This is a genomic window from Rosistilla carotiformis, assembly GCF_007753095.1.
Taxonomy (GTDB): domain Bacteria; phylum Planctomycetota; class Planctomycetia; order Pirellulales; family Pirellulaceae; genus Rosistilla; species Rosistilla carotiformis.
The window spans coordinates 2182397-2198498 of sequence record NZ_CP036348.1; the positions used below are offsets into that span (position 1 = coordinate 2182397).

The 16102-nt window shown below is 57.2% G+C and carries 11 protein-coding genes; 4 read left to right on the forward strand and 7 right to left on the reverse strand.

Annotation, left to right across the window (positions count from 1 at the left end; translation table 11 throughout):
- Positions 1-151 precede the first annotated feature (151 nt).
- The 3 genes from Poly24_RS08090 to Poly24_RS08100 all read right to left on the reverse strand — a co-directional run bounded on the left by Poly24_RS08090 (position 152) and on the right by Poly24_RS08100 (position 6393).
- Positions 152-1339: a type IV pilus twitching motility protein PilT gene (locus Poly24_RS08090; RefSeq protein WP_231753619.1), complete on the reverse strand. Its 1188-nt coding sequence runs from the start codon at positions 1337-1339 to the stop codon at positions 152-154.
- A gap of 93 nt (positions 1340-1432) precedes the next feature.
- Positions 1433-2218: an imidazole glycerol phosphate synthase subunit HisF gene (hisF, locus tag Poly24_RS08095; RefSeq protein WP_145093097.1), complete on the reverse strand. Its 786-nt coding sequence runs from the start codon at positions 2216-2218 to the stop codon at positions 1433-1435.
- Positions 2219-2451: 233 nt separating this feature from the next.
- Positions 2452-6393, reverse strand: coding sequence for a cadherin domain-containing protein (locus tag Poly24_RS08100; protein WP_145093100.1), 3942 nt, complete (start codon positions 6391-6393; stop codon positions 2452-2454).
- A gap of 323 nt (positions 6394-6716) precedes the next feature.
- Between Poly24_RS08100 and Poly24_RS08105 the strand changes: the two genes are divergently transcribed.
- Positions 6717-8039 carry a metal ABC transporter permease gene (locus Poly24_RS08105; protein WP_145093103.1) on the forward strand — a complete coding sequence of 441 codons (1323 nt, stop codon included), beginning with the start codon at positions 6717-6719 and terminating at the stop codon, positions 8037-8039.
- Between the two features lie 74 nt (positions 8040-8113).
- Here Poly24_RS08105 and Poly24_RS08110 read toward each other — a convergent pair whose 3' ends face one another.
- Positions 8114-9517, reverse strand: coding sequence for a DUF1501 domain-containing protein (locus Poly24_RS08110; RefSeq protein ID WP_197452412.1), 1404 nt, complete (start codon positions 9515-9517; stop codon positions 8114-8116).
- Between the two features lie 200 nt (positions 9518-9717).
- Here Poly24_RS08110 and Poly24_RS08115 point away from each other — a divergent pair, with 200 nt between their 5' ends.
- Positions 9718-10053, forward strand: a complete 336-nt coding sequence (locus Poly24_RS08115; protein WP_145093109.1) for a hypothetical protein — start codon at positions 9718-9720, stop codon at positions 10051-10053.
- A 222-nt stretch (positions 10054-10275) separates the two neighbouring features.
- Here the strand turns inward: Poly24_RS08115 and Poly24_RS08120 are convergent, their stop codons facing one another.
- The gene (locus tag Poly24_RS08120) at positions 10276-10884 is read right to left on the reverse strand and encodes a class I SAM-dependent methyltransferase (protein WP_145093112.1); all 609 of its coding nucleotides are present in this window, start codon (positions 10882-10884) and stop codon (positions 10276-10278) included.
- Between the two features lie 295 nt (positions 10885-11179).
- A complete protein-coding gene (locus Poly24_RS08125; RefSeq protein WP_145093114.1) occupies positions 11180-11632 on the reverse strand; it encodes a hypothetical protein in 453 nt (150 codons plus the stop codon).
- Positions 11633-12079: 447 nt separating this feature from the next.
- Here Poly24_RS08125 and Poly24_RS08130 point away from each other — a divergent pair, with 447 nt between their 5' ends.
- Entirely contained in the window at positions 12080-12601 is a 522-nt protein-coding gene (locus Poly24_RS08130) for a hypothetical protein (protein WP_145093116.1), read from the forward strand.
- A gap of 183 nt (positions 12602-12784) precedes the next feature.
- Here Poly24_RS08130 and Poly24_RS08135 read toward each other — a convergent pair whose 3' ends face one another.
- Complete coding sequence (locus Poly24_RS08135) at positions 12785-13678, reverse strand: SDR family oxidoreductase (RefSeq protein ID WP_145093118.1); 894 nt, start codon at positions 13676-13678, stop codon at positions 12785-12787.
- A gap of 234 nt (positions 13679-13912) precedes the next feature.
- Here Poly24_RS08135 and Poly24_RS08140 point away from each other — a divergent pair, with 234 nt between their 5' ends.
- Positions 13913-16000 (forward strand): catalase, encoded by a 2088-nt coding sequence (locus Poly24_RS08140; protein WP_145093121.1) that lies wholly within the window; start codon positions 13913-13915, stop codon positions 15998-16000.
- Positions 16001-16102 lie beyond the last annotated feature (102 nt).

Consider the following 16102-nt stretch of genomic DNA (forward strand, 5'->3'; position numbering starts at 1 on the left):
AGCGCTTGGTGAGTTCGCCTAAAGGCTCGACTCCAGCGCTTGGTGAGTTCGCCTAAAGGCTCGACTCCAGCGCTTGGTGAGTTCGCCTAAAGGCTCGACTCCAGCGCTTGGTGTGTGTGCGCCGGAGGGCTCGACTCCAGCCTTTTCGGGATCAAATGATACCGGGAGCTTTGACGTCGATTCCCTTGAGCGCCATCTTGAGGGCGTCTTTATTGGGTGCGACGGCAAACGCGGTGGGGCGATCGATCAATTCGTCGTCGATCAACTTCTTTAGACTCATCGTAAAGTCCTGCATGCCGTCTTCGGCACCGATCCGGATCGCATCGGGCAGCTTGCTGTCGTGCCCTTCGAGGATCAATTTGGTGATCATCGGCGTGAAGGTCATCACTTCGCAGGTCGGTACGCGGGAGACCCCAGGTTTGATGCTGCGAAGCAGTTTCTGGGCGACGATCCCCTTCATGTTAAAGGCGATCGCCGATCGAATCGCGCCGTGCAACGATTCGGGGAAGAGGTCGAGGATACGTCCGATACAGGTCGATGCACTGGCCGCGTGAATCGTACCGAAGACCAAGTGACCGGTCTCGGCGGCGTGAATCGCCGTCATAAAGGTCTCTTCGTCGCGAAGCTCGCCCACCAGGATGATATCGGGATCTTCACGCACCGCGTGTTTCATCCCGATGCTAAAGTCGAGGACGTCTTGGCCGATCTCCCGTTGGTTGATCAGGCTCTTATCCTCGGTGAAGATAAATTCGATCGGGTCTTCGAGCGTCAGAATGTGCTTGCGATAGATGCTGTTGATGTAGTTCAGCATCGACCCGATCGTCGTACTTTTTCCCGAACCGGTGACTCCCGCCAACAGCACCATGCCCTGTTCGTAGTGGCACAATTTTTCGATCGATGCCGGAAGAAAGAGGCCGCGAAAGTCGGGGATGAAATTACTGATTCGCCGCGCGACGAGGCCCATGTTGCCGAGCGATTTGAGCATGTTGATACGGAATCGCCAACGAACACCGTCGACATCGCATTGGTACGAGAAGTCGGCCCCGCCTTCCTGTTCGAAGATCATCAGATTGCGTTGATCCATCATTGGCAACAACAGGTCAACCATCTCCTCGGTATCGATGGGACCACGGCTGAGCGGTTTCAATTCGCCACCGACGCGGACCATCGGCGGCTGGCCCACTTTCAAGTGAAGGTCGGAACCTTCCAGTTTGACCAGAGCCCGGAAGATCTTGTCGACCGGCAGCTCCTTTTTCTCTTGCAGTAGGCTCGACTTCAAACGCGCCATCATCGCGGTGCGCTGCGCCTCGGGAGAGATCGAGGGATCGGGAACGGGCATCGCGGGCTTTTCAGCTGTCTTGGGCTTCATCGTCGTCTGCTTTCGTCTTGAGGTCTACAATGGGCGGCGGCGGTCACGTCTGGATGATCTCTTTTATCGGCAAGCACCCGATCCCAATCGAACCGGAATCCCCCGGTCCGCCATCACGCGTTTGGTCTCTTCAATTGTAAACTGACCGAAGTGGAAGATGCTGGCCGCCAACGCCGCATCGGCGCGGCCAATTTCGATCGCATCGGCCAAGTGCTCCGGTTTCCCCGCCCCGCCGCTAGCAACCACAGGAATCGAAACCGCGTTGCTGACCGCCGCGGTGATTTCGAGGTCGTATCCGTCGCAGGTTCCGTCGGCGTCCATGCTGGTCAGCACGATTTCGCCCGCTCCGAGCCGCTGAACTTCCTGCGCCCAGGCGACAGCTTGCAAGCCTGTCGGTTTGCGGCCGCCATTGATGAAGACTTCAAACTTTGTCTCCCCATCGACGACAACCCGCTTGGGATCGATGTTCACCACGATACACTGGCTGCCAAATCGATCGGCTGCCGCCCGAACTAATTCGGGATCTTTGCAGGCAGCAGAATTGATCGAGACCTTGTCGGCCCCGGCGCTCAGTAGCGCACGGATATCGTCGAGCGTGCGGATTCCGCCGCCAACGGTCAAAGGCATGAAGATCTGCTCGGCGGTGCGTTGCACGACATCGATGATGATGTCCCGCTCTTCGTGGCTGGCGGTGATGTCCAAGAAGACCAATTCGTCGGCCCCTTCGCGTTCGTACCGCGCTGCGACTTCGACCGGATCACCGGCGTCGCGAAGGTTGACAAAATTCGTCCCTTTGACGACGCGACCTAAACTGACGTCCAGGCAGGGGATAACACGTTTTGCGAGCATGATATTCTGAGCAACTCCGCTTGATGAAATGATGCGTATCCGATCATACGCCAAGCGTGATTGGCAAGCGAGCCGGTGTCCCCTTCCGACGTGGACACCTTTGATGATCGCATGCATCTCGAACCGCTGCGGCGACGTCGCCCTCGGGAAACGCGAGGGCTACCTTGTGGTCGACGCTGCCAATTCGTCGCGGCGAACGGCTAAGGATTCCAAACGAGAGCGCAGGGCTGCCACTAGGACAACAACATCTCCCGCAGCGAAGAATCGATGGCCTCAGCAGGATCCTCGTCTTCTTCGTCGTCTGCGAAAGCATCACTGGGCGACCACACGGCGGCAGCGGCCGTGGCAGCAGCGGCGTGTTCGGTGGCGACCTGTGTCAAATCGAGCAGGGCCAGATCGGTGGCGGTCGCATCGGCAGCTTCCCCCTGAGCCGCCACGCGATTCAGAACCGACGTCGTTGAATTTATGTAGTTCAACACCTGCAGCGCATCGATCGGCAAGATCGCATTGTCGCCATCGACATCGAGATAGCGTCCAATGGGATCCTCCGCTGGCACGATCTGGGGCCCGGATCGGTTCAGAAAGTTGAGGATCATCACGGCGTCGATCGGAGCGACCTCACCGCTATTGTTGACGTCGAAGCGGTTGGTCGGGTTCTGCCACGCGGCGCCACAGTTGGAGGTGTGGAAATCACCGGCGTCGGAACTGGCGACCGAAAGGAGGAATGCGTCGGACGCCGCCAAGGGCAAGTCCTCTTGATCATTGATCCTTACGACGATCGACGTGGTTCCAACATCGGTGACTTTGGGGGTGCCCAGCAACTTGCGCGTTGCGCTATCGTAACTCAACCAACCGGGCAAAACGCCGCTGCTGGACGCAATCGAAACTTCGAATTCGGTGTTGGCATCCGGATCGGAGAATAGATCGTCTTCGAAGGCAAGGCAAAAATGGCGTCCCGCGGAGAGCCGTAGATTTGCAAAGGGCTCCTCGATCACTGGCGATTCGTTGACGTTCAGAACAGTGATTTCAACCGTCTTTGAATCGAGAAGCCCGCCAGCATCGGTGACTTGAACCTCAAGCGATAAGGGCCCTTCGATCGCTTCGAAATCGAGCGTTGCGGCGGGCAACAGCGTCAGCACACCCGTCTCCTCTCCGATTCCAAAAATGTCCGCGGCGTCCCCTCCAACGATTTCAAAACGGAGCCGATCGCTGGCATCCGGATCGGTGGCAACCACCTGAACGCCCAGCGTCCCGGCCGCGGCATTCTCGTAGATCGATAGATTTTGCGTTGTGATCGCTGGCGGTTCGTTGACGTTACCGATGGCGATAGGGATCCACACGTCGGTGAAATTCGGTGGAAAGGAAGCGTCGGAGACTCGCAAGAGGACCGAATGCGATGCATCGTTCTCAAAATCAATGGTTGCGCCCGCGGCGACTCTCAATTGATTCGTGCTTGCATCGAACACAAACGCTGACTCTCCAGTGCGTTGATCGATCGTGAGCGTAGCGCCTTCGGGATCGATGCCGGTCAAGGTCGCCACGACCGTCCCGGCGGGTGCGTTTTCATCGATCATCGTCGCCGTGAATTCAACCAGCGGGGGCTCATCGATATCTCCCACTTGAATCGACAGCGTCGACTCGGAACTCAGCGGGTTGGCCGGTTGGCCAAGGTCGTTGGGAACTTCGACCGTGCGAACAACGAGGTCGTACGAGGATCGGGTTTCGAAGTCCAAAGAAGCCCCATCGGCCAACCGGATCGCTCCACTGTCCTGGTCCATCGTAAACAAAGCTTGACCACTGCCCGCGATGATCGTGTGTGTGAACGATTCCCAACCCTCGGGATCAAACACTGCGGGGGTTGCAAGCACGATGCCGGGACTAACGTTTTCACCGACGGTGATCAAAGCATTATCCATTTGGGGCGGTTCGTTGACATCCAGCACTTGAATTCGCACGGTCCCCGTATGGGTCGTTGGCGTCAAAGCGAGGTCGGTCACGGCGATCGGCAGAAGGAATTCCCGAATCGTTTCGAAGTCGAACGTAGCCGCATCGGTCACCGACAACTCTCCGGTCACGGGATCGATGGCAAACATCGCGTCGTACATGGAATCTGCGATCGCAAACCGGAACTCGCCACTCTGCTCGCCAATCGTTCCATTGGGCGATTCGGGATCGTCGCTCGCTTCGTTAATCGCATCCTGATCACTCGCGATGACCGTACCGACGACGTAACCATCGGAAGCATTTTCTGGGACGGTAAATCGGTTGTCGGCCAATGCCGGCGGATCGTTGACGTTGTTAATCGCCACGGTGACGGTCGCGCGTTCCGAAGCACTCGGGAGAAAATTGTCCGAGGCATCGATCACCAGGGTGTATTCCCGGGTCAATTCGAAATTCAACCCGCGAGGGTTGCTAACACGAATCTCGCCGCTCGACGGATCGAGCGCGAAATAGCGTCGGCCGGTCCCATCGACCAATCGATACCGCACGGTTTGATCGGTGTCGGGATCGGTCGCGGCAATACTTCCAATCACCGTCCCGATCGGTGCGTTTTCGTCGACATCCATTTCTAACGTAGCGACATCGATCACCGGGGGCTTGTTATCACCAAACAGAAAATTGACATCAAAATGCTCGGTGAAGTCGATCGTCACTCCCTGGGAACCACCGACGGGCTGCCTGGGGATCACTCCCGATGCGCTCGGAATGGTGATCTGATAGGAACCAGGCGTTAGGTATTGGAACTCGTATTGCCCCAAGGCGTTCGTGGTCGCGGTCGCTTCCTTCTGGCTGACGACCAAACGATCGTAGTTCACGTAGTGGGCGTTGCCAAAGTCTTCGGTAATCGTCACCAACGCGATCTCACCGCGGTTGGATACGAAGTTCAGCGTCTGCCTCTGCCCCCTCAACAACGTCTCCGATCGCACCACGCCAAGCGATTGGCCGCTGCGATCAAATGCCTCCATTCGAACCAAGGCCGGAAAGTTCGACGATGTCCCGATCGCATCGATTTGAACCGAATCGGCATCGCGATAGAATTCAACCCGCAAACCTTCATCGCCAAAGAACGAGAGGCCCTGCCTGGAAAACACGCTTGTGCCAGTCGACGCAAGTCCCACGGTATTGGTGCGTGGGGCAATGGTTCCTGCGGGATACGGACTATTGCGTTGGGCAGCAGTTAACGTGACCCCAGGAATCGCATTGGTCATGTCGGCCCCGGCGACAAAATTGTCCGGTTCGATCACCGTCGTAATCACATCGCGAACACCGTTTCCGTTAGTGTCAGCCAGCACCGTCAGTCCCGGCAGAGGTTGACGGGAGACGTCATTAAAAGCGGTTCCCCGGACACCGCCGAAAAAATTGTAGGTTCCCACGTGATCGATCCCCCGTCCGCTGAAGACCGTAGGAATCGGCGTGTACCCGGAAAGCTCACCGGCATAAAATCGCAGTGAATTTTGCGTTCGAAAATCCTCGTGAATGAATCCTGCAACCCACACATCGGCGGATCTACCGCTGGAATCTCCCAACCGGCCAACATAATACACGCTGTCAATCACGGCCTCGTCGATCGCGACAAAGGTCGAATCTGATTGCAGCGACAACTGTTTTGAAAGCTTCCCAATCACGGTCTGGCCATAGCCAAAGTAGTCGTGAATCGTTCCGATGGTAACCGAGTCGTGGATCGTCCATGAAGCCGCCGCCCCCGCGGGATCGATGATCCCATCGGCGTTGGTATCGATGTCATCCTGCGACACCGGAGGAATGTCCGATTGAATCAAAAACGCCGTAGCGGTGAAAACGGAAAAATCGCCCCCTTGATAGATTCCCGCAGGCAAACCGTCGAGATTAGTGGTCGCGCTGACCAACGCAGTGGCTTCTGGATCGATCGTAAACGAATGGTCCGACAGCGCGATCACGAGAAAGCCATTGCTACCGTAACGCTGCCCCGACAGGTCGAGTACCGTATCGATACGGCCTCCTAATACGTTTCCCGTGCTTTCGACCACCGTCACGTAGGTGCCCGCAGGAAGCACCGCGTTGGGCTCGCCACGCAGCTCCAAAAATTGATTGGTTGCAGCGGTCGAATACTCACTGATCACTCCCGCCAACAAATGGCGTCGCTCCAGTCCTTCGAAGCGTAATCCACGACGTCGTTTGGTCCGGGTGTTGAGCATGATGTGAAGACCCTATTCTTTAGGAAAGCTCGATGAGAATGAATGACGGGCCAGCGATAAGATGTGTATTAAGCTGCCCTTGGCATGATGGTAAGGGTTCCGATTTGCCGAGTCTACTGTTTTTGCTCAAAATCCCAGCGCGTTCAAATCAATCGACGCTGTCCCCCCGACAGCACTCCAAAGTACGACCGCAGCACGGCAGATGGTTTGTGAATTGATCGGTGATACGATGCTGATCGTCGGCACTTCGACAAGTCGTTGAACTTGTTCGAACGCCTCAGTCGCCGCTCCCGAGGTGCGTCGCGATCGTTTAAGATGATGCCATGAACGCATTGCAAAGCCTGACGTGGTCACTGGACGGTTGGATCATCGTCGCCGGGTGTCTGTGCGCGCTTTCGGCCGCTTTGCTCGGCAATTTCCTGGTCCTTCGCAAGATGAGCATGCTGGGCGATGCGATCACCCATGCGGTCCTTCCCGGTCTGGCTGCGGCCTTTCTGCTGTCGGGCAATCGCAGCAGCATCGCGATGTTTGTCGGGGCAGTGATCGTCGGCGTGCTGACGGCGCTCTTCAGTGAATGGATTCGAGGGTTTGGCAAAGTCGACGAGGGGGCGTCGATGGGGGTCGTCTTTACTTCGCTGTTTGCGCTCGGTCTGGTGATGATCGTTCAAGCGGCCGATCACGTCGATCTCGATCCGGGCTGCGTGTTATATGGCGCGATCGAACTGACGCCTTTGGATCTTGTCCGTTTCGGCGGCTTGGAAGTCCCACGCGTCGTGGCGGTCTTGAGTGTGGTGCTGTGCATCAACATCGCCTTTGTTGCGCTGTTCTATAAAGAGTTGAAGCTCAGTTCGTTCGACGCGTCGCTTGCGACCGCGTTGGGCTTCCGAGCTTCGTTGATTCACTATTCGCTGATGACATTGGTTGCGATCACCGCCGTAGCCAGTTTTGAGAGCGTGGGCAACATCTTGGTCGTCGCGATGTTTGTCGTTCCGCCCGCAGCGGCGCTGATGTTGACCGATCGGCTGTCGATGGTGATTTTGCTGAGCAGTCTAATCGCGATCGCATCGGGCGTGTTGGGGCATCTTTCGGCGCTGGTCGTTCCCGGTTGGTTTGGTTTCCGCAGCACAAGCACGTCGGGAATGATGGCGGTTGCCACGGGGCTGCTGTTTGTTGTGGCGATGCTGTTGGGGCCGCGGCACGGCGTGTTGGTGAAAGCTGTCCGGCGGCAGATGCTCAGCTGGCGGATCCTGGCGGAAGACGTGTTGGCGGTGATGTTCCGGATGGAAGAGCATCGCGACCATGTCGTGGCGACGGAAGCCCAGTTGGGCCCGCGATTGATGGCCGGTCCGTTCGCGACCGCCCTGTTGTTGCGGATGCATCAGGGGCGTGGCAACGTGCAACCGATCGATGCGGGATACCGATTGACCAAGCGAGGCCGAACCCAAGCGCGGTGGTTGGTCCGCAGTCATCGCTTGTGGGAACAATACCTGGTCGATGAAGCGGGAGTCGACACCGACCGGCTGCACGCCAAGGCGGATGCGTTGGAACATGTGACCGATGCGGTGATGGGGGACAAGTTGAATCGCGAGACCCGCGATACGAAAACCGATCCCCACGGAAGCCCGATCCCGCCGCTGGAACACTAGCCGACCAGTCGATCCGCATTGTGCGGAAGTCGGAATTCTGTCTCCGCGGCCAATCGTTGGCACGGCGAAGCAGCTCAAGCGATCAACGCATCGATCACCTTCCCACCGAATTGACTCAGCTGTTTAAAACGCCCGGCGTGATAGTAAGTCAATTTGTTGTCGTCCAAGCCGAGCAGTCGCAGCAGGGTGCAGTGAAAATCGCGGACATGGTGGACGTTTTCGACGGCAGTCATCCCCAGTTCGTCCGTTGCTCCGATTGTGTGTCCGGCATTGCATCCGCCCCCGGCCATCCAAATCGTCATCGCGTTGGGATTGTGGTCGCGCCCATAAGCTACGCCGCCACGCACCCCGTTGTCCGGTGTCCGACCGAATTCGCCGCACCACACGATCAATGTGCTCTCCAACAACCCGCGCTGTTTTAAGTCCTGGATCAGCGCGGCGATCGGTTGGTCGACGCCGCGGACCAAGTTGCCGTGGGCCCGTTCGATGTAGTCGTGGCTATCCCATGTGCCGTTGTAGAGTTGGACGAAGCGGACTCCTTTTTCGACCATCTTGCGAGCCAGCAGGCACTTGCGTCCAAAGGCATCGGTCGCCTCGCCACCGATCCCGTACGCGTCCAGCGTCTTCGCATCCTCTCCCGAAAGATCGATTGCATCGGGGACTTCCATCTGCATGCGGAAGGCCAATTCATAGCTTTCGATGCGCGCGTTCAGATCCTCGTGGCTGGGATGCTTCGCGGCATGGTCGGCGTTGAGTTTGTTCAAGAAGTCGAGATTCGCCCGCTGCCGCGCGGCGCTGACTCCAGCCGGCGGTTGCAGGTCGAGGATCGGCGATCCCTTGGGACGCAGCGGTGTCCCCTGATAAAAAGCGGGCAGGTATCCGTTGCTCCAATTCGCCGCGCCACCCTGAGGATACGACACTTCGGGTAGCACGAGGAAGCCAGGCAGGTTTTGGTTTTCGCTGCCCAGCCCATACGTCACCCACGCTCCGAGTCCGGGATCGCCGCCAAAGCGATTGCCGCAGTTCATTTGATACATTGCCGTCGGGTGGTTCACGCTGTCGACTTGGCACCCGCGATAAAAGCACAAGTCATCGGCCAGCTTGGAGAGATGCGTCCAGTTGTCCGCCATATCCGCTCCGCTTTCCCCATGCTTGCTGAAACGGAATGGACTCTCGACGTAATACCGTTTGCCGCTCTCCATCGCCGACTTTTGCTCCCCTTTACGAGTGAATTCCTTCAAGTGGAATTTGCTCAGCGCCGGCTTAGGGTCGAAGGTATCGATGTGCGAAGGTCCCCCCTCCATCATCAGGAAGATGCAGTTCTTTGCCTTCGCCGGAAAATGTCCCGCCTTGGGAGCAAGAGGCGCCGCAGCGTCGCCGTTCCCACGGGCATCGTCGAAAGTCACCGCAGCTGCGGCGATGCTGCCCAGGGAGGTTCCCAGTCGGAAGATACTTTCGCGGCGATTGATCGAATGCATGGTTGAGTCCAACGATTTGAAGCAATACCAGTTCGAAACGCAAGCGAGCGACTACCTCGAAAATACCAGCACGACGCGCAAGTTTTGATGTTGCGCGTCGATGGGGGTGCTAGTGAGAATGGTGTTGCAGAAAGAGGTGAGACCTCCTGAGTTTATGAGTTACCACACAAACAAATCCCAGGAACTCACCGATGGCAATCATGGAAGATTCCCTCCTCGCAATCAAGTCGTTTATGCCGACTACGCAGGTTTCTGTTCACTTCCGAAGCATGCTGCTGCGATTCTTGATTGCGATTCTTACGCGGCACGGTCGAATCGAGTGGTGCTTCAAAGAACTCAAGAGCACGCTGGGAATGAACCAGTGCAGCTTCAAAGATTTCGCGGCGGTCGAGAGCTGGATGGGGGTTGTGTTGATCACGTTCTACTATCGCGAACACCAGCGGCTTCAGCGACAGCTAAAAAACAACCACGGACTCCGCACACTGAGGAAACGTTACCCTGAGCTTTTATTTCAGGAATACCGGTGCAGCGCCTGATTAGAGCAGCCATCGGTGCAACATCGGAACTTGCGTTTCGTGCTGGTATTGGTTTTGCCGCAAAGCGAGTTCTATCAGCTCCCGACGCGCGTGGCATTTCAGTGGAGTGCCAACATCGTGTCGAACGAATCTACCGATTGCTTTGGCGGCGGGAATTGGCGTCGCCGGCGCCAGGTGCTGTGTGAAGCTTTGCGCAAAAGTCAGTTTGGCGTTACGAGAGGCTCATTCCTGTTTCTGCCAAGTAAAGACGCGAAGCGGCGGTAGGTTTAGTAACACATATTCGACGGTGGGTGCACCGAAATAGGGTTTCGCATACGTCGCCACATGGCTTCGCAATTGGTAGGCGATGAAGGTTCCACCCACCGGCAGCGTGCGGTGAATCGCCCGGACGATCGATGAGGCACTGGCCGCGTCGATCGATGAAAATGGGATGCCCGACACGATCAGGTCGGGAGAACTGAATTCGTGCATTAGGAGAATGCGTTCCAAACCAACAACATCATCTTCCGCCACGGTCAGTCGGGGGTCGCCTAGCGATTTTAGCGGATCGATGAAGCCCGCGGTCTTCTCGATCGCGAGCACTCGACAATGTGGTGACGCATTGTCCAGCAGACTTTGCGTCGTGCCTCCCGTTCCAGGCCCTAAGTCGACGATTCGTCGCGCTTGATGAACGCAACAGCGCTGTGCGATCTGTCGGGTCAGGAATGGGAAGCTAGGAACGACCGAAGCGACTTGCGCCGGGTTCCGCATCCATTCTCGCGAAACCGCGATCACGCGTTTCCAATAATTGGGACGTGGGTGGCGTGGTAGGCACGCGACTGGGTTCGTCATGGCGTCACGATTGGGTAGCAGATCAAGGAGGTGGAACGACAACGCGGTGGGCTCGCGTTTTGACGTCCTCTACGCGATTTGTGTGCCAAACAGGTCAAGCATGTTGAGTCACACCACCGACCATAGGGATGTCAGGATTGGATCCACGCGGCTGGCGGCGGTAGCGCAATGACCGTTCACGCCGCGCAAGACGTCACGGTTTCCAATGGGCACTCGCCGCCGCCACATTCCCTCGACACCGAATCGCTCGGGACGCCCTCATCGGCGGTCGAGCAATTGCCGGTGCAGGAGCGCGTTATTGCGACGCTGCGGCGAACGCGGCCTGCGGCGCGGCTGGATTTTCACGATGGATCTGTTCAAAATCACCGCGCAAGGCCTTCAACGCATAGCGTTCCTCGTTGATCTCGGCCGATGTACGGAAGCCCATCCTGCGGAGGATTGGCAGTGGCGGACACCAGCCTTGGACGGCGTGCTGGAACAGGAAGGCGGTCACTGCGGCGGGAAGGATCAGCCAGCGACGATCAACGGACGCCGCCATCATGACGCCCGAGAAGGCGAGTGCCGAAGCGTTACACTCCAACGCGCGTTCGATATCCCACTCGTGATCCAATTCATCGAGCCGCTGGGAAATTTCTTGGTGGGATCGCTTTGAAAAGTGAGCGATCCGTTCGCGGGTCTGCTGGGCGATCTGACGATTGACTGCGTCGCAAGTGTGGCTGGCGACACGGCGGTTAGTAGCGGGCAACATGAGAGATTCCTTTTGTTGGAGGGGCGAACATAAAAATCAGGTACGTTCGCTGCGACGGTAGGTTGATGGGCGTACTAGGCTGATTCCGTATCGCGCATGTTGGTCGACCACCTGCCGCTATGATGTCGCGATCCTCTTTACGACCATGGAATCTTGACGCGTCGCGATATGCTTGGCGTCAGCCGTCGGTAAATCTCGGTCGTTCAAACACGCATCAGAGTCTGAAAGCTTGGACACCGCGTCCAATTTCCAAACCGAACAGCACAATTTGGATCTTTACCATCAGCCGTCGCAGACTCACGGTGTTGACAAATCGATGCAAGTACCGCGCCAGTTCCAAATTCCGGCACGACAAATGCCATGCAATTTGGGCAGTCTTTACCGGTCGTGTTGTCGATGCGATCGGTTCGTTTTGCCCCCGAATCCCAAGCATAAGGAATACGAACAATGGCAAGCCAGGACAAAAAGACGAAGGCAACCCGCGAAGAACTGCGCAACGAAGATCCCATCACCGGAGCCGCGGGCTCCCATCCGGTTGGCACCGGCGTCGGTGCGGCGATCGGTGGTGCCGCTGCCGGCGCCGCGGCTGGTGCCGCAGGGGGACCTGTCGGTGCGGTGGCCGGGGCAATTGTGGGAGGAGTCGCGGGCGGATATGCCGGCAAGGCAGTCGCGGAGAATGTCGATCCCACGGTCGAAGCGGCCTACTGGGAATCCGAATACCGCAATCGACCTTACGTGAAGGAAGCCTATGAATACAACCACTACCAGCCTGCGTATCGAGCCGGCTGGGAGGCGTATGAATCCGAGGGAACGGAAGATTTCGCGACGCGCGAGGCGATTGCCCGCCAGCGTTGGGAGAACGAAGGAGGCGCCGCCCACATGAGCTGGGAGGAAGCGCGTCCGGCAGCGGAGGATGCATACACACGCGTCAATACGCGAGTCCAACCACGGGCGAACAAGCCACGCTAACGCCGGCACTTGGCCGACGATAGTTCAGTGGTTCGGCAGTACCGATCGCCAGCAGGGTAAGACCTGATGCTGGCGATCGACGCACCGTTTAGACGTGTTGTTGTGGCGAGCTTTCGAAGCGTGACCGTTGGCGTAAAAACTATCGAACATGCGTGATCGACACGCCACAAGCGTCCACGAGACCTATCCATTAATGATCTCGCCGCCATTGGGATGCAGCACTTGCCCGGTCATATAAGACGCATCGTCGCTCGCTAGAAAGACGTAGCATCCACCACATTCGAAAGGTTGTCCGGCACGCCCCATCGGGGCATCGCTGCCAAACTTGGCGACTTTCTCCGCGGGAAAGGTTGCTGGGATCAGCGGGGTCCAGATGGGACCGGGTGCGACAGCGTTCACTCGGATTCCGTCGTCGACCAGGTTTTGGGAGAGCGAGCGCGTGAAGCTAACGTTCGCCCCTTTGGTCGCGGAGTAGTCCAATAAACCGGGGCTGCCCCGGTACGCAGTCACCGAAGTCGTATTGATGATCGAACTGCCGCGATGTTTGCGGAGATGAGGCACGGCGGCTTGGCAGCAATAAAACATGGAAAAAAGGTTGGTTCGAAATGTTTTTATCAGTTGCGATTCCTTGATTGCGGACAGTTCTTTTTGAGGATGCTGTTCGGCTGCGTTGTTGACCAGCACATCCAACCGACCGAAATGCTTCGCGGTCTTCGCGACTGCCGCTTCGCAGAACGCTTGATCGCCGATATCTCCGGCAATCAACAGGCACTTGCCCCCTGCACTTTCGACCCGACGCTTCGTTTCCTCGGCATCCTGATCTTCGTTGAGGTAGACGATCGCCACATTCGCCCCCTCGTGTGCGAATAGTATCGCCACGCTGCGGCCGATTCCACTGTCGCCCCCCGTAATCAACGCCACTTTCCCCTTCAGCTTGTCGCTGCCGACGTAATCCTCGCGAACGCTGACCGGTTCGGGCGACATGCGGTGCTCGTCGCCGGGTTGGTGCGATTGAGATTGAGCGGGTCGTTGTGTCTCATCGTTGGATTCGCCTTGTGATTTTGACTTGTTTGCCATCGGATCGCCTCAAAACGAGCGGGTCGGAAAGTGGGTATGAGCAACGGCTTGCGGAACAGCAAGTTGCGCGCCCGATTCTCGGGAGGGCATTGGATGAAAAATCGCCCAACACACGATTCGGTTCCCCGTACCCAAATCGGGTTCGATTCGCGATGGAACGGAGTTTGCTTACACGCAACGGAGTGATTTCGTATCCGACCCATCCCTTCCCCCTCAACCCACAGGGCATCCCACGTGGCAAAAAAAGCTAATCGATCCTCGGCAACCGATTCGAACACCGGCAACGGAGGTGAACTGCATCAGACGAGCCAAGGCGATGGTCGGTTAACGACCAACCAGGGCGTTGCGGTGTCAGATGATCAGAACACGCTGGCTGTTGGGCCGCGCGGTCCGCAATTGCTCGAGGACTTCATTCTGCGAGAGAAGATCACCCACTTCGATCACGAACGGATTCCCGAACGCGTTGTCCACGCCCGTGGGTACGCAGCCCACGGCTACTTTCAATGTTATGAATCGCACGGCCATTTGACGAAGGCATCCTTCCTGCAAGACCCATCGGTGAAGACGCCCGTCTTCTGTCGCTTCTCAACCGTTGCGGGCAGTGAAGGGTCTCACGATACCGCCCGCGACGTTCGCGGGTTCTCCGTCAAATTTTACACCGACCAGGGGAACTACGATCTGGTGGGTAACAACATCCCCGTCTTCTTCATCCAAGATGCCATCAAATTCCCCGACTTGATCCACGCGGTGAAACCGGCCCCGGACCGTGGATTCCCCCAAGCCCAGTCGGCGCACGATTCCTTTTGGGACTTCGTTTCGCTGACACCCGAATCGATGCACATGTTGATGTGGATCATGTCCGACCGAGCGATCCCACGATCGTTTCGAATGATGGAAGGTTTCGGTGTTCATACTTTCCGGATGATCAACACCGAGGGCCAGTCGAATTTTGTCAAATTCCATTGGCGTCCAAAGCTTGGGACGTTTTCATTGATCTGGGACGAAGCGGTCAAGATCGGCGGAGCAGATCCCGATTTCCATCGCCGCGATCTTTTCAATGCGATCGCGATGAAGCAATATCCTGAGTGGGAGTTGTCGGTGCAGGTTTTCAGTGAAGACCAAGCCAGTAAATTTGATTTCGACGTGCTCGACCCGACCAAGCTAGTGCCCGAGGAGCTGGTGCCACTGACTCCGTTGGGCAAGATGGTCTTGGACCGCAACGTCGATAACTTTTTCTCGGAAACCGAACAGGTCGCGTTCTGTCCGTCACACGTTGTCCCCGGCATCGACTTTTCTAACGATCCTTTGCTGCAAGGACGATTGTTCTCCTACTTGGACACCCAGTTGTCGCGATTGGGCAGTCCCAACTTTCACCAGATTCCCGTGAACAAGCCGAAGTGTCCGTTTGCAAACTTCCAACGCGATGGACACATGCAAATGGATATCCCGCAGGGACGGGTCGCTAACGAACCGAACTCCCTCGACGACGGGACGCTACGCGAAGACCCACGGAACGGTTTTCAATCGCATCCAGCGGAAGAGGCGGGCGCGAAGTTGCGGATCCGTCCGGAAAGTTTTGCCGATCACTACACCCAGGCGCGGTTGTTCTACAAGTCGATGACGGAGCCGGAAAAACGCCACATCGCCGGCGGCTTCGGCTTTGAGTTAGGCAAATGCGAGAACGCTAAAATTCGCACTCGGATGCTTGGCCACTTGCAGAACGTCGACAAGGGTCTTGCCGACAAAGTTGCCGTGGCGCTTGGCATGCAAGGGCAAGCCGATTCGATCCAACCCGCCGTCAAGGTCGGCCAACCCGAGCCATCGCCCGCCTTGTCCCAGTATGCCAAAGCACCGAAGAGCTTGACGGGAAAGAAGATCGGTCTGCTGACGACCGACGGCGTCGACGCGAAGTTGTACAAAGCGTTACTCAAGGAAGCCAAAGCGGAAAAGGCGATCGTCGAAGTGATCACACCCACGATCGGCACGATCCAGGCTAGCAATGGCGACGAGATCAAGCCGGATCATTTTCTCTCCGGGGCCCCGTCGTGTCTATTCGACTGTGTCGTGATCGCTCCTTCGGAAGCCAACGCGTCGATGCTTTCTTCGGAAGCCGCCGCCGTCGATTTCATTCGCGATGCGTTTGCTCATCTGAAAGTGATCGGATTTACCGAGACTGCCAGCGATCTATTCCAACGCGCGAGCGTGGCAACGGACGCGGACGAAGGCTTGGTCGAACTGTCCGATGGCAAACCTCAGAAATTTGTGGACGTGGCGAAGCAGCATCGGATCTGGGATCGGGAACCCCAAGTGCGTTCGTTCTAGATCCAAACGACCGCTAGGAAAACGCACCGCATCGCCTATGATTTCCCGCTGGAATTTCATCTGACGGGCTGTGGATGCATGCCTTTTGAATGCGTCAGCAAC